This is a genomic window from Ureibacillus thermophilus (assembly GCF_004331915.1).
In the GTDB taxonomy this organism is placed as follows: domain Bacteria; phylum Bacillota; class Bacilli; order Bacillales_A; family Planococcaceae; genus Ureibacillus; species Ureibacillus thermophilus.
In genome coordinates, this window is record NZ_CP036528.1 from 552,133 (window position 1) to 572,392 (window position 20,260).

The 20,260-nt window shown below is 37.3% G+C and carries 22 protein-coding genes and 1 pseudogene; 13 read left to right on the forward strand and 10 right to left on the reverse strand.

Annotation, left to right across the window (positions count from 1 at the left end; translation table 11 throughout):
* The first annotated feature begins 197 nt into the window (after positions 1-197).
* From DKZ56_RS02615 to DKZ56_RS02630, 4 genes are all read left to right on the forward strand, one after another.
* Positions 198-521, forward strand: coding sequence for a DUF378 domain-containing protein (locus DKZ56_RS02615; RefSeq protein WP_208651186.1), 324 nt, complete (start codon positions 198-200; stop codon positions 519-521).
* Between the two features lie 130 nt (positions 522-651).
* Positions 652-864, forward strand: a complete 213-nt coding sequence (locus DKZ56_RS02620; RefSeq protein ID WP_208651188.1) for a YuzF family protein — start codon at positions 652-654, stop codon at positions 862-864.
* A 63-nt stretch (positions 865-927) separates the two neighbouring features.
* The gene (locus DKZ56_RS02625; protein ID WP_208651190.1) at positions 928-1,818 is read left to right on the forward strand and encodes a manganese catalase family protein; all 891 of its coding nucleotides are present in this window, start codon (positions 928-930) and stop codon (positions 1,816-1,818) included.
* 227 nt (positions 1,819-2,045) lie between these two features.
* A complete protein-coding gene (locus DKZ56_RS02630) occupies positions 2,046-3,209 on the forward strand; it encodes a DUF418 domain-containing protein (protein ID WP_208651192.1) in 1,164 nt (387 codons plus the stop codon).
* 180 nt (positions 3,210-3,389) lie between these two features.
* On the opposite strand, the gene DKZ56_RS02635 is transcribed toward DKZ56_RS02630, so the two are convergent.
* Complete coding sequence (locus tag DKZ56_RS02635) at positions 3,390-3,692, reverse strand: AzlD domain-containing protein (RefSeq protein WP_208651194.1); 303 nt, start codon at positions 3,690-3,692, stop codon at positions 3,390-3,392.
* Positions 3,689-4,399 (reverse strand): AzlC family ABC transporter permease, encoded by a 711-nt coding sequence (locus DKZ56_RS02640; RefSeq protein WP_208651196.1) that lies wholly within the window; start codon positions 4,397-4,399, stop codon positions 3,689-3,691. Before DKZ56_RS02640 ends, DKZ56_RS02635 begins: the two co-directional genes overlap by 4 nt.
* A 118-nt stretch (positions 4,400-4,517) precedes the next feature.
* On the opposite strand from DKZ56_RS02640, the gene DKZ56_RS02645 reads away from it, so the two are divergent.
* Both DKZ56_RS02645 and DKZ56_RS02650 read left to right on the forward strand, forming a co-directional pair.
* Positions 4,518-5,387, forward strand: a complete 870-nt coding sequence (locus tag DKZ56_RS02645; protein ID WP_208651197.1) for a LysR family transcriptional regulator — start codon at positions 4,518-4,520, stop codon at positions 5,385-5,387.
* A gap of 15 nt (positions 5,388-5,402) precedes the next feature.
* Entirely contained in the window at positions 5,403-5,900 is a 498-nt protein-coding gene (locus DKZ56_RS02650; RefSeq protein ID WP_208651198.1) for an LURP-one-related/scramblase family protein, read from the forward strand.
* A gap of 190 nt (positions 5,901-6,090) precedes the next feature.
* Here DKZ56_RS02650 and DKZ56_RS02655 read toward each other — a convergent pair whose 3' ends face one another.
* From DKZ56_RS02655 to ahpC, 3 genes are all read right to left on the reverse strand, one after another.
* Positions 6,091-6,417 (reverse strand): winged helix-turn-helix transcriptional regulator, encoded by a 327-nt coding sequence (locus tag DKZ56_RS02655; RefSeq protein ID WP_208651199.1) that lies wholly within the window; start codon positions 6,415-6,417, stop codon positions 6,091-6,093.
* A gap of 175 nt (positions 6,418-6,592) precedes the next feature.
* The gene (ahpF, locus tag DKZ56_RS02660; RefSeq protein ID WP_208651200.1) at positions 6,593-8,125 is read right to left on the reverse strand and encodes an alkyl hydroperoxide reductase subunit F; all 1,533 of its coding nucleotides are present in this window, start codon (positions 8,123-8,125) and stop codon (positions 6,593-6,595) included.
* A gap of 14 nt (positions 8,126-8,139) precedes the next feature.
* Entirely contained in the window at positions 8,140-8,703 is a 564-nt protein-coding gene (gene ahpC / locus DKZ56_RS02665; protein ID WP_208651201.1) for an alkyl hydroperoxide reductase subunit C, read from the reverse strand.
* Between the two features lie 303 nt (positions 8,704-9,006).
* Here ahpC and DKZ56_RS02670 point away from each other — a divergent pair, with 303 nt between their 5' ends.
* The 7 genes and pseudogenes from DKZ56_RS02670 (at position 9,007) to DKZ56_RS02705 (ending at position 15,396) form a co-directional block, all read left to right on the forward strand.
* Positions 9,007-9,630 (forward strand): NUDIX hydrolase, encoded by a 624-nt coding sequence (locus DKZ56_RS02670; protein WP_208651202.1) that lies wholly within the window; start codon positions 9,007-9,009, stop codon positions 9,628-9,630.
* Between the two features lie 432 nt (positions 9,631-10,062).
* Positions 10,063-11,583, forward strand: a complete 1,521-nt coding sequence (locus DKZ56_RS02675; RefSeq protein WP_208651203.1) for a malate:quinone oxidoreductase — start codon at positions 10,063-10,065, stop codon at positions 11,581-11,583.
* 100 nt (positions 11,584-11,683) lie between these two features.
* A complete protein-coding gene (gene sfsA, locus DKZ56_RS02680) occupies positions 11,684-12,373 on the forward strand; it encodes a DNA/RNA nuclease SfsA (RefSeq protein ID WP_208651204.1) in 690 nt (229 codons plus the stop codon).
* Positions 12,374-12,463: 90 nt separating this feature from the next.
* Positions 12,464-12,643: a hypothetical protein gene (locus tag DKZ56_RS02685; protein WP_208651205.1), complete on the forward strand. Its 180-nt coding sequence runs from the start codon at positions 12,464-12,466 to the stop codon at positions 12,641-12,643.
* 587 nt (positions 12,644-13,230) lie between these two features.
* Positions 13,231-13,992: pseudogene (locus DKZ56_RS02695) on the forward strand (ABC transporter substrate-binding protein); the annotation flags it as partial.
* 306 nt (positions 13,993-14,298) lie between these two features.
* Entirely contained in the window at positions 14,299-14,511 is a 213-nt protein-coding gene (locus DKZ56_RS02700; RefSeq protein ID WP_208651207.1) for a DUF1540 domain-containing protein, read from the forward strand.
* A gap of 87 nt (positions 14,512-14,598) precedes the next feature.
* Positions 14,599-15,396 (forward strand): nucleotidyltransferase domain-containing protein, encoded by a 798-nt coding sequence (locus tag DKZ56_RS02705; RefSeq protein ID WP_208651208.1) that lies wholly within the window; start codon positions 14,599-14,601, stop codon positions 15,394-15,396.
* Here DKZ56_RS02705 and DKZ56_RS15910 read toward each other — a convergent pair.
* The 5 genes from DKZ56_RS15910 to DKZ56_RS02725 all read right to left on the reverse strand — a co-directional run bounded on the left by DKZ56_RS15910 (position 15,393) and on the right by DKZ56_RS02725 (position 20,165).
* Positions 15,393-15,728 (reverse strand): DUF5658 family protein, encoded by a 336-nt coding sequence (locus DKZ56_RS15910; protein ID WP_222837134.1) that lies wholly within the window; start codon positions 15,726-15,728, stop codon positions 15,393-15,395. The two genes, DKZ56_RS02705 and DKZ56_RS15910, sit on opposite strands and share 4 nt — an antisense overlap.
* A 120-nt stretch (positions 15,729-15,848) precedes the next feature.
* Complete coding sequence (locus DKZ56_RS02710; protein ID WP_016838500.1) at positions 15,849-16,016, reverse strand: YfhD family protein; 168 nt, start codon at positions 16,014-16,016, stop codon at positions 15,849-15,851.
* A gap of 182 nt (positions 16,017-16,198) precedes the next feature.
* A complete protein-coding gene (locus DKZ56_RS02715) occupies positions 16,199-17,341 on the reverse strand; it encodes an alanine/ornithine racemase family PLP-dependent enzyme (protein WP_208651209.1) in 1,143 nt (380 codons plus the stop codon).
* Positions 17,338-18,426 (reverse strand): N-acetyltransferase DgcN family protein, encoded by a 1,089-nt coding sequence (locus tag DKZ56_RS02720; protein WP_208651210.1) that lies wholly within the window; start codon positions 18,424-18,426, stop codon positions 17,338-17,340. The genes DKZ56_RS02715 and DKZ56_RS02720 overlap by 4 nt, the downstream gene beginning before the upstream one ends.
* Positions 18,427-18,755: 329 nt before the next feature.
* Positions 18,756-20,165 carry a glycoside hydrolase family 18 protein gene (locus tag DKZ56_RS02725; protein ID WP_208652140.1) on the reverse strand — a complete coding sequence of 470 codons (1,410 nt, stop codon included), beginning with the start codon at positions 20,163-20,165 and terminating at the stop codon, positions 18,756-18,758.
* Between the last annotated feature and the right edge of the window lie 95 nt (positions 20,166-20,260).

The window sequence follows — 20,260 nt, forward strand, 5'->3', positions numbered from 1 at the left end:
AACTCGCCCCGTCACTACAATCAATTTTTCGTTAGTTCAATTTTTTATCAAAACTCTTTCAACTGCCCTTTCATTTTTTGTTTATGTCCCAGCCTCTAAATTGTTTATGGAAGAATTTGGTTTTTTAAAGAATCCCCATATACCTTGTATGAAATCCTCCTTTAAATGAAAAGATAAAAATATAAGGAGGTATGATAATGAAAGTTTTGCAAAGAATTGCTCTTGTACTGGCGATCATTGGAGCCATCAATTGGGGACTTATTGGATTTTTTAATTTTGATTTAGTTGCTACTTTGTTTGGAGGGCAAGATTCCGTTGTTTCACGCATTATTTATGGCTTGGTAGGATTGAGCGGTTTATTTTGCTTAACGCTCCTGTTTGAGCCTTGGGAAGAATTGAAACGGGAAGAGACAACGAGTTCTGTCAGCCAGCCAAATCAAGGCCAGATGAGCTACAGAACAGAATTTGGGGAAGAAGAAGAACTCTCCTCATTAAAGAAATCAAAAGAGAATGAACAGTGAATTTCCTCGGTGCAGTACTTGGAAGAGTGCTGCACTATTTTTTATGCAACTTCCAAAAAAATATACAATGGCACATTTTTCGCGAACATTGCATATATTGCAATGGACTTGTGAAAAGGGGTGTTGCAGTATGAATGGAAATTGGAAGCTCAGCGATCCGTATGTATATGAATCATTAAAAAGCCTACAAAATCAATCTATCGCTGTTCAAACAATTCGAGGCAGTTTACGCGGCACATTAAAAACAGTGATGCCAGACCATATTGTTGTTGAAATGGGCGGATCACCGTTTTATGTAAGAACAGAGCAAATTATTTGGATTCAACCAATAAAAGAGTCATAATCCAATCTCCATCCAACATAAGATACAATTGGTTAAAATTTATGGATGGAGGCTTACTCAATTATGTTTAAACGAGAAAATAAAATTCTTATTGAATTGCCGATTCCGAAGCATGGTGATATGAATGCAGCAGCTGCTGTTCAAGAATTGCTTGGCGGAAAATATGGTGAAATGTCTACGTTAAACAATTATATGTTTCAATCCTTTAATTTCCGAGGCAAGAAAAAGCTTAAACCTTTTTATGATTTAGTAGCAAGTATTACGGCAGAGGAAATTGGCCATGTTGAATTAGTATCGACGGCCATCAATCTTCTCTCCACAGGAAATACTGTTCCAACAGGACCTGACACAGCCCCGCTGCAAAATGGAAAAGATGCTCGTTATTCCCTCCACTTTACTTCAACTGCTCAAACTGCTTATCCAGGAGATTCAATGGGAAGACCATGGACTGGTGAATTTGTTACAAATACAGGCAACCTCGTAGCAGATCTTCTTTTCAATTATATGTTGGAAATCGGTGCAAGAACCCATAAAATGCGGGTTTATGAGATGACGACACATCCGACGGCACTCACAATGATTGGATACTTGCTCGTTCGAGGCGGCACGCACATTATTGCTTATGCCAAAGCCATTGAAATGGCAACGGGAGTCGATGTTTCAAAAATGCTCCCAGTTCCGAGCTTAGACAACAGCAAATTTGATTACGCCAAACCATTTATGGAACAAGGATTATCTAATGTTTTATACACATGGGGAGAAGAAGACTACCGCGATATTAATCAAATTTGGAAAGGGAAAAACCCTGAAACTGGCGAAGAGTTGAGAGTGATTCACGGAACTCCGGAAGGGGCGCCGGTTCCAGATCTTCCGGAACTTCCGGAAGAATTTGCTCCTGGAATTGACCGTGACGATTATTTACGGATTTTAAAACGACTTCAAAGCAATTTGTAATCGAATATGTTGGAAAAAGAGCCGTTCCACACTTTAATTATTGTGGAACGGTTTATTTATATAAAAAGAAAAAACATTTATTTTCGAAAAAAAGAAACTAAAAAGAGTGCAGAATCGTACGGATAAATTGGAATTTAGTTTTAGAAAGGGATTCCAGTAAAAATAATGGAAATATTTCAAGGGATTCTTGTAAGAAATGATTTTCTATATGGTAAGGGGGACTGTTGGTGGAAAAAAGAATCCAAGCATTAGATGTAGCTAGGGGATTGGCCATTATTGGTACACTGGGTACAAATATTTGGATTTTTAGCAAACTGGGAAACTATGATTTCATGCTTGGTTTTGGATTGAATGACTATTCACTCGATTCTGTAATAGAGGCAATAATGTTATTTTTAACCAATGGAAAATTTTTAGGAATGTTAACTATTTTATTTGGCATGGGACTGGAATTGAAGCGTCAATCCTTTATTAAGCGAAATCAAGAACATATATGGTTATGGGTATATATTTGGAGCATGCTACTGTTATTAGCAGATGGATTTCTCCATTTTTTATTCGTCTTTGAATATGATATTTTGATGAGCTATGCAGTAACAGGCATTATTGTAGCTCTGCTCGTTCGATGCAAGCCCAAGATATTAAAAATTTTAGCTATTTTATTGGGGATTTTTTATACGGTCGGTGTATTGCTAGTTTCTTTTGCTTTGGAAGCTGGCATGAGGCTTTCTGAGGTGCGGAATGATTTCATTTTCTCCCTAAATGAGATTGCAGACGTCTATTCTAAAGGCTCTTATATTGAACAAATACTATTTCGGCTAGATGGAATCATTCAAATGCGGTTGGAGGCTATTGCAGTAATCCCGATGAATATATTGTTATTTTTGTTCGGTATATATCTAGTGCGGGCGAAGATTTTCCAAAAAACAGAGAAAAGTGCAGAGCTAAGAAAAAAATTTCTTTTCTGGGGATTAGCAGCAGGCATTCCACTTAACGCACTCGCATTTTTGCCATTCTTTTCTATGGTATCCCTTGTTCGTTACTTATTTGCACCGTTAATGGCCATAGGGTATCTCATGGCCATTCATTGGATATTAGAGCGTAAAGGAAATCACTTTCTTTTTCAAAGGCTTTCAGAAGTGGGAAGAACTGCCCTTAGCTGCTACCTATTGCAAAATATTGCAGCATCCATCTTGTTTTATGGCTGGGGATTTGCACTTGGAGGAAAGTTTAATTCCATTGGAACGATTGGCGTGTTTATGTTCATTTCTTTAGTAATGATGATGTTTGCCCATCTATGGCTAAAAAAGTACAATCGAGGGCCGTTCGAAATGATTTGGAGATGGCTTACGAATGCACCTTTTGCGCGATTAATGAAAACAACCGCTTAAATAAAAGTGGCTGGGGCTGTCCAGAAAGTCGAACACTTTCTGAACAGACTTACTTCTTATAGTAATATTCTCTTAAAAACTTTTCCTGCGGTGGTTACAAAACGCGCCTTGTCGCAATTTATCTGCGGCGAAGCACTAGCGACAGCCGAAAAGGGAGCGCTTCATACGCCATCTTTTCTACTATAAAAATAATTCCACAACAAACACGGCCACGCATGTAACTAGCGCCACCGTGATCACATTTCCTCCTAAATAAGCAGAAAGAATGGCAACAACAAAACCGACAAACGCGGACCAAGGAGAAGCAGTAGAATCTAAAATTCCCGGAAAAATCATCACGGCTAATGTCACATAAGGAACATAGTACAAAAAGGAGCGTATATAAATATTTTTTATTTCTTTTCTCACAAGGGTCAGAGGAAGCACGCGGATGAGATATGTAACGGCCGCCATGATAAGAATATAAAAAACCGTTTGATTCATGCTTCCTCCTCCTTTATAGGAAAGAAGAATGCAGCACAGCCCGCAACCACTACAGAAATCAAAATAATTTTGACTGCAGATGAAATGGTTTGAAGTGCAGGAATCATAGCAAAAATGGAGCTCAATAGCATCGATATAACGATTACACCAGCAACAATTTTATGATGTTTGGCTGGCGGAATAATCACTGCAAGGAGCATCCCATAAAGGGCAATGCTTAGAGCGCTTGTGATTCGTGCAGGAAAAATATTGCCGGAGATGACGCCGAAAAGAGTCCCTAATGACCATCCAGGAACGGCTACGGTCATCACGCCATACATAAAATAAGGATTTAATTTTCCCGGCTGTGCAATAGAAACGCCGAATAGTTCATCTGTAATTCCATAGGACATCAACAATCGGTGGTAAATCGGTGTATCTGCAGAAATTTTTTGAGATAAAGAAAAAGACATTAACAAATACCGTGAATTAATGATTAACTGTGCGATGGCAATTTCAATAATGGTTGCCATGGCCGTAATCATCGAAAGCCCTGCAAATTGTCCTGCGGAAGTTAAATTCGTTGCCGACATTAAAACAGCTTCAAAGGGATTGAGTGCTGCCTGTTTACAAAGAATCCCGAAGGAAAAAGAAACCGCAAAATATCCCAATGCAATTGGAATGCCTGTTTTGATTCCCTTTTTCCATGCTGCTACATTGGTCTTCATCTTTGATCCTCCATTAAATCTTCAATGACTTTGTTAAATTTTAACAAAGTCATTATCATTAGTAAAATTAATGTTTATAATTATTACATAAGATTATGTAATAAAGGATGTCTGAAAATTGAAACAATACTATGCTTTTTTAAAGGTCATTGAACGGGGCAGTTTTACAAAAGCAGCAGAAGAACTTGGCTATACCCAGTCTGCCATCAGCCAAATGATTCAAGCCCTTGAAGAAGAATTGGGGACAACCTTGATTTACCGTTCACGAAAAGGAATTACGCTCACAGCGGATGGAGAGGAGTTTTTGCCGTTTATAAAAAGGGTGGCCTATTCTCATGCGGAACTCATGGAAAAAGCGAAGGAGATGAAAGGATTAGCCAGTGGAAATATTCGCATTGGCACCTTTACGAGCGTTTCAAGCAATTGGCTGCCAAGTTTAATGCAAGATTTTAAAAAGCTTTATCCATTTGTTCAATTTCACTTGCAGCAAGGAGAATACACAAGTATCGTCAAATATATAAAAGAAGGAAGTGTTGATTTCGGATTTGTGAATCCTGATGCGGCAGAGGATTTAGAGACCATTGCTTTAAAAGAAGACAATATGCTCGCCATTTTGCCGGAAGATCATCCCCTTGTTTCCTGTCCGGTTGTTTCATTAGAAGATTTAGCAAAGGAGCCTTTTATTCTGCTCGAAGAAGGGGAAATAAATGAACCTTTGGAAGCTTTTAAGAAACAAGGGTTGGAGCCAAATATTCAATATCGGGTAATTGATGATTACACCATTATGTCCATGGTGGAGAGCGGGCTGGGCGTTTCCGTTCTTTCGGAGATGGTTATGAATAAAGTTCGCTATCGTTTTGTCATAAAAAAGGTGGATCCACCGATTACAAGAACGATTGGCATCGTTTACAAAAATAAAAAAACATTGCCGATTGCAAGCCGATATTTTATCGATTTCATGATTCAAAAATTGTCGGCAGCTCGGTGAAAGGGAGTGACGCTGATGAAACAGCTTTATATTAAACAGAAGTTATTAAGTTTGGCCGAACAATTTAAAGTGAAAGATGCACACGGCAATGATGTGTATTATGTGGAAGGCAGCTTTTTTAAAATCCCCAAAACCTTTACGATTTATAACATGCAAGATGAAGAGATAGCGCGGATTACGAAAAAAGTCTTTGCTTTTTTGCCAAAGTTTATTGTTGAAATGGATGGAAAGCAGGTTATCACGATCAAAAAGGATTTCACTTTCTTTCGCTCCCGCTATACGATTGATGCGGCTGGCGTTGAAGTGCGCGGCAACTGGTGGGATATGAGCTTTCAAGTGTTTCAGCATGGAGAGAAAATCGGCCAAGTGAGCAAAGAGTGGTTTACTTGGGGAGACAGTTACAAAGTGGAAATTTTAAAGGATGAAATGGAAACATTAATCATCGCCCTTGTTATTGCAATAGACTGTGTGAAAGAAGCCCAAAACACGGCTGCTGCAGCAGGGTCAGTTTAAAAAAAGGGCAGTCCAGAAAGTCGAACACTTTCGGAAACAGCCTTACTTCTTATAGTAATACGCTCTTAAAAACTTTCCCTGCGGTGGTTACAAAACGCGCCTCCTCGTCGCAATTTATCTGCGGCGAAACTCTAGCGACAGCCGCAAAGGAGGCGTCTTGAAATGACTTTTCAGACGCCCCCTTTCCTATTTATGATTCAGCAGAGTCAATGGTAATCCACTGCTGCGACCATTCTTCAATGGATTTTAATATTGGCTCCATTGACCGCCCTTTTTCTGTTAATGAATATTCGATAATGACGGGTGTGGCGGGTATTACTTTGCGACGAACAATTTTCATTTGTTCCAGCTCTTTTAAGCGATCGGATAATACTTTTCCGCTGATGCCGATGGACGACTGGATTTCGCTAAAACGTTTAGGGCCAGAAAGCAATTGATAGATGACTAACGCAGTCCATCTTTGGCTGATGATCGAAATGGCTTTTTCAAATTTTGGGCATATCGTAGACTGATTCATCCATAAAACACCTCTCTTTATGTATTTTATCAAAAACTTAATGGTCAAAACAAAATAAGTGTAAAAAGGAAACATCATATGATTTAAATACATTGTTACAATTTGTAACTCAAAGAGGTGTTTTAAAATAAAAACAGCCCTGATGGATTTCAGGACTGTTTGAGAATGGGTAAAATTAGTTGCGAATGAGATAGTCGAATGCGCTTAATGCAGCAATTGCTCCAGATCCCATGGAGATGATGATTTGGTTGTATGGACTATCTGTGCAGTCCCCTGCTGCAAATACACCAGGGATTGAAGTAGCACCTTTTTTATCTACAATGATTTCGCCAATTTTATTGAGTTCAAGTGTGCCTTCTAGCCAATCTGTATTTGGAACAAGACCAATTTGAACGAATACACCAGCTAATTCAATGTGTTTTTCTTCGCCTGTAGCGCGGTCTACATATGTAAGACCATTTACTTTGTCTGTACCAGTGATTTCTTTTGTAGCCGCATTTGTGATAACCGTAACATTTGGTAAGCTACGAAGGCGATTTTGTAAAATTTCGTCTGCTTTTAGATGGTCATTGAATTCAAGTACTGTCACATGGTTAACGATACCAGCGAGGTCAATGGCTGCTTCCACACCGGAGTTGCCTCCACCAATTACCGCAACGTCTTTTCCTGCGAATAATGGTCCGTCGCAGTGAGGGCAGTATGCAACACCTTTATTTTTGAATTCTTGTTCTCCAGGGACATTGATGTTGCGCCAACGTGCACCTGTTGCAATAATCACTGTTTTACTTTTTAGAACGGCGCCGTTTTCAAGTTCTACTTCAATTAGGTTGCCATTCTTTTCAAGGTGTTTTACACGTTGGAGATTCATAATGTCAACTGGATATTCTTTCACGTGTTCTTCAAGAGCTTTTGCTAATTTTGGCCCTTCTGTTTCTTTTACGCTAATGAAGTTTTCAATTGTTAATGTATCTAGAATTTGTCCTCCAAAGCGTTCTGCTACAATGCCAGTGCGAATTCCTTTGCGGGCTGCATAAATGGCCGCACTCGCTCCAGCAGGACCTCCACCGATGATTAATACATCAAATGGTTCTTTATTGGACAATTCTTCAACATCAGAGCCTTTACCGAGTTTATCAAGGATTTCTTCAATTGTCATACGGCCGCTTGCAAAAGGCTCACCATTTAAGTAAACAGTTGGCACAGCTAAAATGTCTTTGCTTTCCACTTCTTCTTTGTATGCAGCACCATCAATCATCGTATGCGTAATGTTTGGATTTAATACGCTCATGATGTTAAGTGCTTGCACAACTTCAGGGCAATTGTGGCAAGTTAAGCTGACATATGTTTCGAAGTTATATTCTTCTTTGATGGATTTAATTTGATTGATGATTTTTTCATCCACTTTTGGAGGACGGCCGCTTACTTGCAATAATGCCAATACTAATGAAGTGAATTCATGACCTAATGGAACACCTGCAAAAGTAATGCCAGTGTCTTCGCCGACACGGTTTACGCTGAAGCTTGGTGTTCTTTTTAGTTCAGCTTTTTCTACTTTAATTTTTGGGGTCATAGATGCTAGCTCATCAATTAAAGCTAGCATCTCTTGAGAAACCTCGTCAGTACCAGCGCTTACTTTCAACACGATGTCATTTTCAAGCAATTGCAAGTACTGATTTAGTTGGGCTTTAATTTCTGCATCTAATGCCATGATGAATCGTCTCCTTAGATTTTACCAACTAGGTCAAGACTTGGTTTTAAAGTTTTTCCAGTTTCTTTCCATTTTGCAGGGCAAACTTCACCTGGATTGTTGCGAACATATTGTGCTGCTTTGATTTTGTCGATTAATGTGCTAGCGTCACGGCCGATACCGTCAGCGTTGATTTCAACTGCTTGGATTACGCCGTCTGGGTCGATGATGAATGTACCGCGGTCAGCAACCCCTTCGCCTTCTCTTAATACTTCAAATTGTTTTGAAAGAACGTGAGCTGGGTCACCGATCATTGTATAAGTAATTTTGCTGATTGCTTCTGAAGTGTCATGCCATGCTTTATGAGTGAAGTGAGTGTCTGTTGATACAGAGTAGACTTCAACACCAAGTTCTTTTAATTTTGGATATTGTTCTTGAAGATCTTCTAATTCTGTTGGGCAAACGAATGTGAAGTCAGCTGGATAGAAGCATACAACAGACCATTTTCCTTTGAAATCTTGTTCTGTAACTGTAACGAATTCACCGTTTCTGTATGCTTGAGCTGTGAATGGTTGAACTTGCTTACCAATTAATGACATATTCATTACCTCCAAAATTTAATTTTTGTTTTTTTGTAATTATTCTTACCTAGAACAAATTATTATATACATATCGTTATTTGTCAAACAGAAACCATAAAATATTTCATGTATAGTCTACATTTTTGACAAAATTGTATACGTAAAAATGCCAAATATATTACATTACTATAAAAGAATAAAGATTCCAATATCTATTTTAGAGGAAATAATTAGGTAATACAAGAAACAAGCACCATCTTCAATCATCGTTTATGATTAGAAAGAAAGCAGGTTTTATATATATGAAGAGAGGGAGATTTCATGTTTCTGGAACAGTTAAAGAGTAAGTTGGAAGAACAACGATTCCGGTTTATCGGCGAAGAACAGGCCTTCCGTTCGGCTGTATTGATTCCCCTCGTACAAATTGATGGAGACTGGCATATTCTTTTTGAAGTTCGTTCATTTCATTTAAGGAAGCAGCCTGGGGACATCAGTTTTCCCGGCGGTCGAGTAGATGCGGAGGAATCCCCGTTGCAGGCGGCGTTAAGGGAGACCCGGGAAGAGTTGGGAATTGATCCGTCAAAAATCGAAGTAATAGGGGAATTGAGTCCACTGGTGACTTCTCCTTCTTTTGTCATTTATCCGTATGTCGCGACCATCGATTATGACGTTCTTCGACCTTCTTATAATAGGGAGGAAGTAGAAGAAGTTTTTACAATTCCAATCAAGTGGTTTCTCAATTATAAGCCTTATTCTCATTTAGTCCAACTAAAAATCGTTCCGCCACCCGATTTTCCTTTTGAAAAAATTGTAAATGGAAAGGAATACCAATGGAGAACGAGGGAAATGGAAGAATGGTTTTTTGATTATGAACAGTATACAATTTGGGGGTTAACGGCCAAAATTTTAAAACATTTTATTGAAATACTTAAAAATATAAAATGAAACCAACTTGCTCTCATATTCGGTTGTGAAAATCAAGTTTGAAAATGTGCTTCTTAAAATATCCATATCCTTTATTTTCGATGTTGTTTTCTATGTGATACAAAGGGAATAAATGGATAAAATATTATTTTGATATAACGAAAATAATAAATTTCCAAATATTTCGTTATTTTTTTACATATACTTTATTCCTTTCAGTCAATAATATCATTAATATAAAGAAAGTTATTTCATAGCAGGAGCATTTGTTGATGAAAAAAGTTGTCAACATGTTCAGATTTTCGCTTTGCAAAGCATATATATAATATTTAAATCTCAAATTAAAAGTGTTATACTATAATAAGGTTAAAATGTATGTTCAAAAAGTTGCTGGCTATGTGAAATAGTCCACATACTTTTTGAAAAAATAGGGGAGATAAGGATGGTTATAAAATGAGTAGCAGTCAAAGCAAAAAAAATGTCGTTTTAATCGGTGCCGGAATCATGAGTGCAACTTTGGGAACGTTACTAAAAGAGTTAGCTCCGGACTGGAATATTACGATTTATGAGAAATTGGATAAGCCAGGCGAAGAAAGTTCCAATGAATGGAACAATGCGGGTACAGGCCATGCTGCATTGTGTGAGTTGAACTACACAGTAGAAAAACCAGATGGATCCATCGACATTTCAAAAGCGATCAATGTTAATGAGCAATTCCAAATTTCTAAACAATTTTGGGCTTACCTTGTCAAAAATAATTTGATTCAAAACCCTCAAGAATTTATTATGCCATTGCCTCATATGAGCTTTGTGACAGGCGAAAAAAATGTCAACTTCTTAAGAAAACGCTTTGAAGCGCTTTCAAAACTGCATTTATTTGAAGGAATGGAATTTACGGATGATCCGGGAAAATTAAAAGAATGGATTCCATTAATGATGGAAGACCGCGTTATTACAGAACCAATCGCAGCTACAAAAATCGATTCTGGTACAGACGTAAACTTCGGTGCTTTAACACGTACATTAGTGCAACATTTACAAAACCAAGGTGTTCCAGTGCACTATAAACATATGGTGGAAGGCATTAAACGCACAAAAGACAATCGTTGGGAATTAAAAGTGCATGATTTGGACAGCGTAAAAATGAAATATGTTACTGCTGATTTCGTATTCATCGGAGCAGGCGGTGGAAGCTTACACTTGCTTCAAGATACAGGTATTCCTGAAAGCAAACATATCGGCGGTTTCCCTGTAAGCGGTTTATTCTTAGTATGTAAAAATCCTGAAATCATTAAAAAACACCATGCAAAAGTTTACGGTAAAGCAAAAGTTGGTGCACCACCAATGTCCGTTCCTCACTTAGATACTCGTTATATTGATGGACAAAAATCCTTATTGTTCGGACCATTTGCAGGATTCTCGCCAAAATTCTTAAAAACAGGTTCTTACATGGATTTATTCGCATCCATTAAAGCCAATAACATTGTAACATTGCTTGCTTGCGGTGCGAAAAATATACCGTTAACAAAATACTTAATTGGACAACTTATGTTAACGAAAGAACAACGCATTGAAGAATTGCGCGAATTCGTTCCAAACGCAAAAAGCGAAGATTGGGAAATCGTTATCGCGGGTCAACGCGTGCAAGTTATTAAAGATACTAAAACTGGCGGCAAAGGTACATTGCAATTCGGTACAGAAGTTATTACTTCAGCTGACGGTTCTGTTGCTGCATTATTAGGTGCTTCTCCAGGCGCTTCTACAGCAGTAAAAGTAATGCTTGACGTAATTTCTCGCTGCTTCCCAGATGAAATGAAAAAATGGGAAGGAAAAATTAAAGAAATGATCCCATCCTATGGTCAAAAATTACTAGACAACCCAGATTTATTCAAAGAAATACAAGCTTCTACTGATGAAATTTTAGGTTTAGGAAAAGAAAATATAGAGAAAGAATTAGAAACAATTCAATCATGAAGGCTCTCTACATAGCCGTCCTAACATACCAGATCTCCATAAAGGGAATCTGGTATGTTTTTTATTACTTGCAAAATAACAGGATATGGATGTGAAATAAATGAGATACATCAATATGGTTAGGGGAATCTTTTATCAACGATTGAACCGCTTTGTTGCTGAAGTTTATATCGATGGTCAAAAAGAAAAAGTCCATGTTAAAAACACTGGTCGCCTAAAGGAATTGTTGATACAAAATGTAGAAGTGTTACTAGAAGAAAGTAATGATCCGAACAGAAAAACAAAATATTCGCTCATTGCTGTGAAAAAAGGCGAACGGTGGGTAAATATCGATTCCCAGGCACCAAATACTGTTGCTTATGAAGCGATATTAGATGGGAAAATTGCTGAAATTGGAACCGTCCAAAAATTAAAAAAAGAAGTGACATATGGAGATTCCCGATTTGATTTATACTTTGAAACGCAAGAAGAAAAAGGGTTTATTGAAGTTAAGGGCGTAACGTTAGAGAAAGATGGAGTAGCAGTGTTTCCTGATGCACCCACTTCTAGGGGGACAAAACATGTTTTAGAACTAATGAAAGCGGTGGAGGAAGGTTATAAAGGAATCGTATTATTTATTATTCAAATGGAGGGTTGCCGCTTTTTTGTACCTAATCATGAAACAGACCCGTCCTTTTCAAATGCGTTACGCCAAGCTTCAAAACAAGGAGTGCAAATTTTAGCTTACGAAACAAGTGTAAGTGAACAATGTATGGTAATCAGTAATCGAATTCCTGTTGAATTAATATGAAAAAGGATGGTTACATAAAAAGAAGAATTTAGGACAATTTTATAATGAACAAATTAGATTTGTTCAATTTGCTCAATAAGGAGGATGGTTATGTCGATTGAGGATAATAAACATAAAGGCGAGTTCCAACGCAAAAATAAGCTTCGATTTCACCAATCCCCTAATCAAAAATCAACAGAATTTGCTTCTGATATGGCAATTGAAACAACCTCCCAGAAGGAAAAAGGGCGTATACAACAACCAATCAGCGAAAGAACAGCATGGCATTAAGACTGACCATTTGAATTATTGAGTATTTATAAGCTATGGATACTTTTCCATAGCTCTTTTTAAGTGATAGTCATAAAAAAACGCTTTACTTCAATTGTAAAGCGTATAATCGATCACTCTATTAAATGTTTTTTAAATGATTTTGTTTCCATCTTTCTAGAAATGCAAGGACATGTTTTGCATCGCTTCATACTATCAAGGAGATAGTTGTAACAACATGTTTTTCTAATTCTGAGCTCTGCTCCATTATCTACAAATAATTTCTTACCATAATATTTTCGCAGTGGATTTCCTTTATGATGATAACCAAATAATGACCCATCTGCTTCAAAAATGATGTAGTGAAAGTCATCAATGGCTTGTTGATGATTCTCCTTTAACTCCAATCCATTAATTGATAAACATTGAAAGTATGCATCAATTCGGGATTTAATCTATATTTTTCAATATCTGTAATTCTTTCTCTGTTAATGCATTAACCATGGGAAATAACTACCTCTTATTTTCAATTGTATATTGACAGAGGTGTATAGGTTAATTTATGATTAGCTTTTTGAAATTGATTATTATCTACAATTAGTTAAGGAGGAGTAAAGCCAGTTGGTGCGGTTCAATCTTGGCTTGGTGATCCTTGGTATGAACATATTAGCAAGGATATGGAAGGCGTCGAAGTTGTTGGGACTGAGAGTGAAGTAAATGTGGAGAAAATTGCTTCGTTAAAACCTGATTTAATTATCGGGAACAAGCTTCGCCAAGAAAAAATTTATGATCAATTAAAGGCCATTGCACCTACTGTTTTTTCTGAAACCTTACGTGGTGATTGGAAAGAAAACTTTAAGTTATATGCTAAAGCGCTAAATCTCGAAGAAAAAGGAAATGAGGTATTAGGTCATTACGAACAACACGTTGCCGACGTGAAAGAAAAACTTGGTGACAAAGTGAACAAAGAAATTTCTGTTGTTCGCTTTATGGCTGGAAAATCCCGTATTTATTACACGGATTCATTCTCAGGGGTTATTTTCAATGAATTAGGTTTCAAGCGTGCTGCTCATCAGGAAGAGTTGTTTACTTCAGATAATAAACTTGGCAATTTAGCTGTTGAAGTAGGAAAAGAAGTGATTCCGAAAATGGATGCAGATTACCTATTCTACTTCACTTATGCTCCACAGGGAGATCAAGAGGCATTAAATACAGCAAAGGAATGGACAAGTGATCCTCTATGGCAAAATCTAAATGCCGTTAAAAACGGTAATGCTTTTGAAGTGAGCGATGCAATTTGGAACACTTCCGGCGGTGTAATTTCAGCAAACTTGATGTTAGATGATTTAGAAAAATTATTAACGAATTAATCTGCCATAACATCCCAAGTATAAACTTAGAAGTGGTCGTTTGAAAAAGCCATTTTGAAACGGCACTTTGCGACGAGGATAGTAAAACTTGTTTCAACTAGCTCAAAGAGCAAAGGTTGATTATATAAGAGTGTCTGGAAAGTTTAGACTTTCTAGACACTTTTTTTGCACCTTTTAAATAATGCCCTTCAATTATTTACTTCTTAGTTATTTTTTGATCAAAATAAATGGTTGAAAAAATGAGCAAAATACCATTTGAGAAATAGTCATGCTGTTTCTCATTTTATCTCAATGAGGAGGATTGCTATGCCGAATGTAGAAGTAAACTGTACCGTCTCCAATTGCTATTTCCACAGAAAAGGAAATATCTGTGGTGCGGAGAAAATTTTAATTGATACGGATTCAGATTCCAAAGATAAGTCGTCAGAGTTTGCTTCAGAAGTAGACTTCCGAAAGATTGAGGAAAGGGCTAAATCATCAGAAGAAACTTGCTGTAAAACGTTTAGACCTAAAAAGTAGACTTTCGGAAGTATGGGCAGGCCAATCATTGAGAAATTGCGGGGACTAATCTTTTTAGTCCCTTATTTTTTGAGGAGCTGTAATGTAATGTATGAAGTCATTGTCAATCAACTGAAACAAATTGAACGCAGTCATCATGTAAAAGTATTATTTGCTGTTGAATCTGGTAGTAGAGCATGGGGAATTGCCTCAAAAGAAAGTGATTACGATGTTCGCTTTATTTATATCCATCCAGTAGACTGGTATCTTACAATCGATCCCCAAGGAATTGGAAAAAAACGAGATGTCATCGAGTTACCGATTCACGATCATCTTGATATAAGCGGTTGGGAAGTTACGAAAGCTTTAAGGTTATTCCGAAAATGTAATCCTTCTATTTTAGAATGGATGAGAAGTAGCCCCATTTATTTACAACCATATAGCTTTATTTCTAAGTTGCGCTTATTGGAGGATGAGGTTTTTAATCCGAAATCGATGCTTTCACATTACATACAAATTGCCAAACAAAATTATGCATCTCTCCAAGGAGAGAATGTGAAGGTAAAAAGCTATTTATACGCTTTGCGCTCATTGTTCGCATGTAAATGGATTGAACAGTTCAATGAAATCCCACCGATACATTTTCAGCATTTGCTTTCACAAATGAAGATTGATGGTAAATTGAGAAATGAGATTGAGCAGTTGGTGAAATCTAAAGTTTTCGACAAACGGGAAACCATTCGGCCTATTCCAATATTCAATGATTATATCGAACATGAATTGTATTCATTGCAGGACTATATAAAAAATCTGTATGGAGAAAAGAATGATCCAACTGTCCAGTTAGATAAGCTATTTCGTGAGACATTAAGAGAAGTTTGGAATGAGAAGTTTGATGCATTCTAGAAACTATAATTACTCATCCATAACCAATATAGATGTACGAAAAAAAGTCCAGAATATAAGATTGAAATACCTGTTAAAGCATAAAGATAGAACCGTTGAAATGATTTGATGCATTTTAAAATAACAAGATTAGAAACCATAAATATGAATACGGAAAGACTGAATTTAATTCCTAGAAATAAATATGGATTTGCTTCAAAAAAGAATCTCATCAGAGGATTTATTTCTTTTATGAAATGATTCATTAAACCATAATGTGTGGCTATACCATCAAATATGTTTAAGATTGCAACCAATAAACTCAATATAAAAATTTGCTTGTTTCTTTTCATTCAATACACCTTATAGATTTTTTCAATAGTATAACCATTTAAGCAACTTTCTAAAAAAGTGGAATTCACATAGATAAAAGCAATTCCCTTGCTTTATGATGTGAATTCCACCATACAATGTTATTTATTTTTTTTGTTTCTTTTTCTTTCCAACACTAATTGTTCTAATTGGGATAGTTCACGAGAAAACTCTTCTTGCGCGGCTCTAGCAGAGATTTTTTCTTGTTTTGGTGTTTGTGGCAAAGAACTTGCATTATTGGTTTGGCCTTGTTTATTATCTCTTCCCATATTAGATCTCCTTTCTTGATAGTTAATCTGAATAGGGAAAGATGCGATTTTTTTATCACATTGAAAAGCATTAATTGGAGGAAGGAAAAGAATAAGTTTTATTGAGAGGCTATATTGATGCATAACCATTTGGGGCAATATATTTGGGATGCTTCGTGAATAAGTAGCATCCCAAAAGTCAACTAATGACGTGGTATAATTTTTTGTTTATAAATACTGTATACATTGTTTTGTTTCTCATGTTTACTTCCTTTAAATTCAATATAAGTTTTATGAATGTATGGAGAGGTCATAATGGAAAGTAACGCTCCATAGTTGGGGATAAAAGTTATCTCGTCGCCAGGTTTGAAAAGTATTTTTTTTCCATCTAACACAATGTGATCGCTGGTTGAACCAAGAATTTTCACAGGCATTGTTGGTGTTAAGCCTGAAACAGATACATCTTGCCTTCCTACTCCAACGAGAATATGGTTAATCCAACCTTGTTCATGGAATTTGATTGATTCACCAAAGCCGTTTTTGCCACGATTACCATAAGGGACAGAAGGTTTTTGTTTCGCCTCTATTACTTCTGCAACAAATTTAAATGTATCTTGATAAAGTTTCGGTATGACTTCGCCTTTAGTCGTCTCTCTTCCTAATAGAATCGATTCACCAAGACGAACATCATTGATTACACCAATATTTTTCGTTTCCATTAGCCATTTAATATTTGCAGAGTTTCCGCCTGATACGATAGGGAGTTGTAAAGAGAATTGTTGCCTAATTTGCTGAACAAGAGAAGAGAACTCTCGCATCTTGTCTTCTGTCGGTATGACGCCACCAAAACAAGCAAAATTTGTTGCCAAACCAACAATTTCGATACCTCGGAGTTTTATTACCTCATTAATAAATGCTGGTAGATCTTTTGGCATGACACCTTCACGAAGGTCACCCATTTCTACCATAATCATAATTTTATGGATTTTTCCTTGTTTAATAGCTTCTTCTGATAATGCACGAATGATGGTAAGTTCAGTGTTCATGCTGATGTCCGCATATTTGACGACATTGGGAATCTCAGACATCCCAGGGGTTCGAAGTAAAATAGTGGTTGCATTGATATTTGCCTTTTTTAATTTTTCTAAGTGAATAATTTTCGATACGGCAAGTCTTGTGATACCTGCCTGAATTAATGTATTGACGATTTGTAAATCAGCACAAACGCCTTTGACTACCCCTGTCACTTCCACCCCCTTTGCTTCGCATAATTGTTTTAGAACGATTGCGTTGTGTTGAATTTTATCAAGATTGATTTCAATTCGAGGAACGGGTTTTAGTTTCATAGTGAACTCACGACCTTTTCCTTATTTTTTAAGGATGGGAAGAAGTCAATGATTGCATTGATGATTTTTTCATCACCTTTTTTCAACACATCGCTAACAGGTAAATGGAATTTCTTTTCGTATTCTTCAATCGTTTGATCGATTTCTTCGTCCGTCATATTTTCATGGTTTAATGTGATGGCAATGACTTTTGTATTGCCATAGTGTTCAATTAAGTTAATTTCTTCTTGAACATCCGGCATTGGCATAAATGGAAAATCTCCTAACACTTTTCGTTTTGGCGGATGTTGCAAGATGACTGCTTGTGGTCTTGCACCTCTTAAAATACCGCATGAACTAGCATAGGCTGGGTGGCTCAGCGCACCTTGCCCTTCCACAATGATAATGTCAGGGTTTTCATTTTTGTGGGCACGCAATATTTCCCCTTCCAGTTCGCCAATCAAATATTGCAGTGGAAAGGCATCCATTGCGAATCCATATTCCGCACCTTGAAGCAAGCCGGTCTGTCCAGTAGCGATAAAAACAGGATTGTAACCGCGGCTTCTGAACCCTTTTTCAAGAATTTTGGCGGTCGTTCTTTTTCCGCAGGCACCATCAGTACCAAGAACCGCAATAATTGGTGTATCGATATGCAAAATACCGCCAGTAAATAAATGCCATTCTTTTTTTGGCTTTGGTTTCCGAATGTCCCGTATTGTTACATTATATTTTTTGGCAGCATTCATCATTTCTTCGTCATCTGTTAAAAACTCTTGGAGTGGGTTGACAATATTTAAACCAGCCTTCATCGCTTCAAAAATAACAGCTCTTTCTTCGTCTTTTAAAAAGGCATCACTAGGGGCAAGTCCGAGGATAAAATGTGTTGGCTTTTCATTAGAAATTGATAAAGCTTCTTCGAGGTTTTGGCATAAAGGGATTCCATTTTTGACTCCATCTAGATATTCGCCGGCATCCAAGCCGCTTTTTGTGCTGTCGATAACGGCAACAATATCATAATATCCTGGCTCGCGAACAAGACCATTTGCGGTTTTGCCATCCATAGAGCCAAACTGTCCTTCACAGTAAACAATGGCTTTTTTCTTCATGTTACATCCCTCCAACAACCGAAGAATTTCAACAATTTCTCTAGATTTTGGAAGTGGTAAATTAAGAACAATTTTCATTCATCTGTTTAATTTTTTCATTATTTCGTTAATTTAAATTATATGGATAATCCTTTTTTCTCGCAAAAAATAGAAACAAAATACATGAAAACGTTCTTTTTTAGCTAAAAAACTTTAGAATTTTTGTAACTTTTGTATTATAAATCCTTATAATTTTAAAGATTAAAGAAATAAAAGAGAAGATTCGGGGCAAAAAATAGCAGCACAAACAATTATCCATGTTTGCGCTGCTTCCATTAAAACGCATTATACTAACGTTTGATAATGTCAAAATAATCATTTAATAATGCCCAGTTTTGCGGAAAAGGATAGCCTAAAGCCCAATAACTGATTCCCCGCAGATTGTATTGAATTGCCAATTGGAATTTGGCCGCAGCGCTTCTTGCATCCTCAAACCATACTTCATGAGCTTGCCCAATTTCGTCTGTATAACGGAAAAACGGGGATTGGGCGGTTTCATCATAGAAAATTTCTGCTTTATAACGGACTGCGCGGCGAATGGCTTCCTGTGGGCTGAAAGTTTCAGCGATATTTCCTTGTGTATGGGGAATTTTCCAATCCCTCGCATAAATCTGGAAGCCTAAAAAGATTTTTTCAGGCGGAATAACCGTCAACGCATACTCCACTACACGTCTTATTTGATAAATAGGTGAGATAGCTTGCGGTGGTCCTCCCCTCCATCCCCATTCATACGTCATTAATATAACAAAGTCTACAATGCGTCCGTGGGCTTCATAATCGTGGGCAGTATACAATAAACCTTCCTGCTCTGCACTAGCTTTTGGTGCAAGTGCTGATGAAACGAAATATCCCTTTTCATGAAGGCGATTGACTGCCAGTTCTAAAAATGCATTATAATTTTTCCGATCTTCTGGAAGAACGTTTTCAAAATCAATATTTAGTCCGCGATACCCTTTCTCTTCCATGACTTGCAAACAACAGTCGATGAGTTTTTCTCTTAGTACTTGATTGGATAAAATTGTGTGGGCTAATTCAGAGCCGGTATTGCCTGATGAAAAATTGGAGATGGAAAGCATTGGCACAGCCTGTTGGGATTTTGCTGCATTCAGCATTAATGCATCTTCAAAAGGTTTCAATGTTCCGTCTTCTTTAATCATGTAGGAAAAAGGAGCAAAGTATGTCAGCCAGTTGCCAACTGCATTAACGGATGCTGCTCCATCTGCATCCGGTTGATAAGAATAAGCATTGACTTCTATGGATGGTTTTGGTCTTGGAATGATGAGCATCATGCCGGGGTAGATGTTATCAGGGTGAAGCAGTCCATTTTGTTTTACGATGGATTCGATTGTTGTTCCATAATAAGCAGCAATGATTGATAAGGTTTCACCTGGTTGAACCATATATAGGCGCGCAGGGATGTAGATTGTTGTTCCAGGGATTAAACGATAGGGATTTACTGTAGGGTTTGCTTGCTGAATGGCTTGGACGGAAACACCGTAAGTACCTGCGAGGGACCAAAATGTTTCTCCTGGTTGAATGATATGAGGTGTTGTTGTATCAGGGATTACAATTGCTTGACCAATGAGCAATTCTTGAGGGTTTGGCAGTTGGTTTAATTGGTTGATGGCAATCATGCTTGTATGGTAGATGCTTGCCAACTTCCAAATCGTATCGCCTTGCTGTACGACATGAATGCGCAGATGAAAACCTCCTTTCCTCTTTTCATACTGCAATATATGTTTTGTTATGCTATTTCATATTCATAAAGAAAAAGAAAGTCTCCAACTTTGGAAAC

Excerpts from the sequence above, each read along its gene's own strand:
- DKZ56_RS02615 (WP_208651186.1), top strand. The coding sequence starts at position 198 with ATGAAAGTTTTGCAAAGAATTGCTCTTGTACTGGCGATCATTGGAGCC.
- DKZ56_RS02620 (WP_208651188.1), top strand. The coding sequence starts at position 652 with ATGAATGGAAATTGGAAGCTCAGCGATCCGTATGTATATGAATCATTA.
- DKZ56_RS02625 (WP_208651190.1), top strand. The coding sequence starts at position 928 with ATGTTTAAACGAGAAAATAAAATTCTTATTGAATTGCCGATTCCGAAG.
- DKZ56_RS02635 (WP_208651194.1), bottom strand. The coding sequence starts at position 3,692 with ATGAATCAAACGGTTTTTTATATTCTTATCATGGCGGCCGTTACATAT.
- DKZ56_RS02640 (WP_208651196.1), bottom strand. The coding sequence starts at position 4,399 with ATGAAGACCAATGTAGCAGCATGGAAAAAGGGAATCAAAACAGGCATT.
- DKZ56_RS02650 (WP_208651198.1), top strand. The coding sequence starts at position 5,403 with ATGAAACAGCTTTATATTAAACAGAAGTTATTAAGTTTGGCCGAACAA.
- DKZ56_RS02655 (WP_208651199.1), bottom strand. The coding sequence starts at position 6,417 with ATGAATCAGTCTACGATATGCCCAAAATTTGAAAAAGCCATTTCGATC.
- ahpF (WP_208651200.1), bottom strand. The coding sequence starts at position 8,125 with ATGGCATTAGATGCAGAAATTAAAGCCCAACTAAATCAGTACTTGCAA.
- ahpC (WP_208651201.1), bottom strand. The coding sequence starts at position 8,703 with ATGTCATTAATTGGTAAGCAAGTTCAACCATTCACAGCTCAAGCATAC.
- DKZ56_RS02670 (WP_208651202.1), top strand. The coding sequence starts at position 9,007 with ATGTTTCTGGAACAGTTAAAGAGTAAGTTGGAAGAACAACGATTCCGG.
- DKZ56_RS02675 (WP_208651203.1), top strand. The coding sequence starts at position 10,063 with ATGAGTAGCAGTCAAAGCAAAAAAAATGTCGTTTTAATCGGTGCCGGA.
- sfsA (WP_208651204.1), top strand. The coding sequence starts at position 11,684 with ATGAGATACATCAATATGGTTAGGGGAATCTTTTATCAACGATTGAAC.
- DKZ56_RS02685 (WP_208651205.1), top strand. The coding sequence starts at position 12,464 with ATGTCGATTGAGGATAATAAACATAAAGGCGAGTTCCAACGCAAAAAT.
- DKZ56_RS02700 (WP_208651207.1), top strand. The coding sequence starts at position 14,299 with ATGCCGAATGTAGAAGTAAACTGTACCGTCTCCAATTGCTATTTCCAC.
- DKZ56_RS02705 (WP_208651208.1), top strand. The coding sequence starts at position 14,599 with ATGTATGAAGTCATTGTCAATCAACTGAAACAAATTGAACGCAGTCAT.
- DKZ56_RS15910 (WP_222837134.1), bottom strand. The coding sequence starts at position 15,728 with ATGAAAAGAAACAAGCAAATTTTTATATTGAGTTTATTGGTTGCAATC.
- DKZ56_RS02710 (WP_016838500.1), bottom strand. The coding sequence starts at position 16,016 with ATGGGAAGAGATAATAAACAAGGCCAAACCAATAATGCAAGTTCTTTG.
- DKZ56_RS02715 (WP_208651209.1), bottom strand. The coding sequence starts at position 17,341 with ATGAAACTAAAACCCGTTCCTCGAATTGAAATCAATCTTGATAAAATT.
- DKZ56_RS02720 (WP_208651210.1), bottom strand. The coding sequence starts at position 18,426 with ATGAAGAAAAAAGCCATTGTTTACTGTGAAGGACAGTTTGGCTCTATG.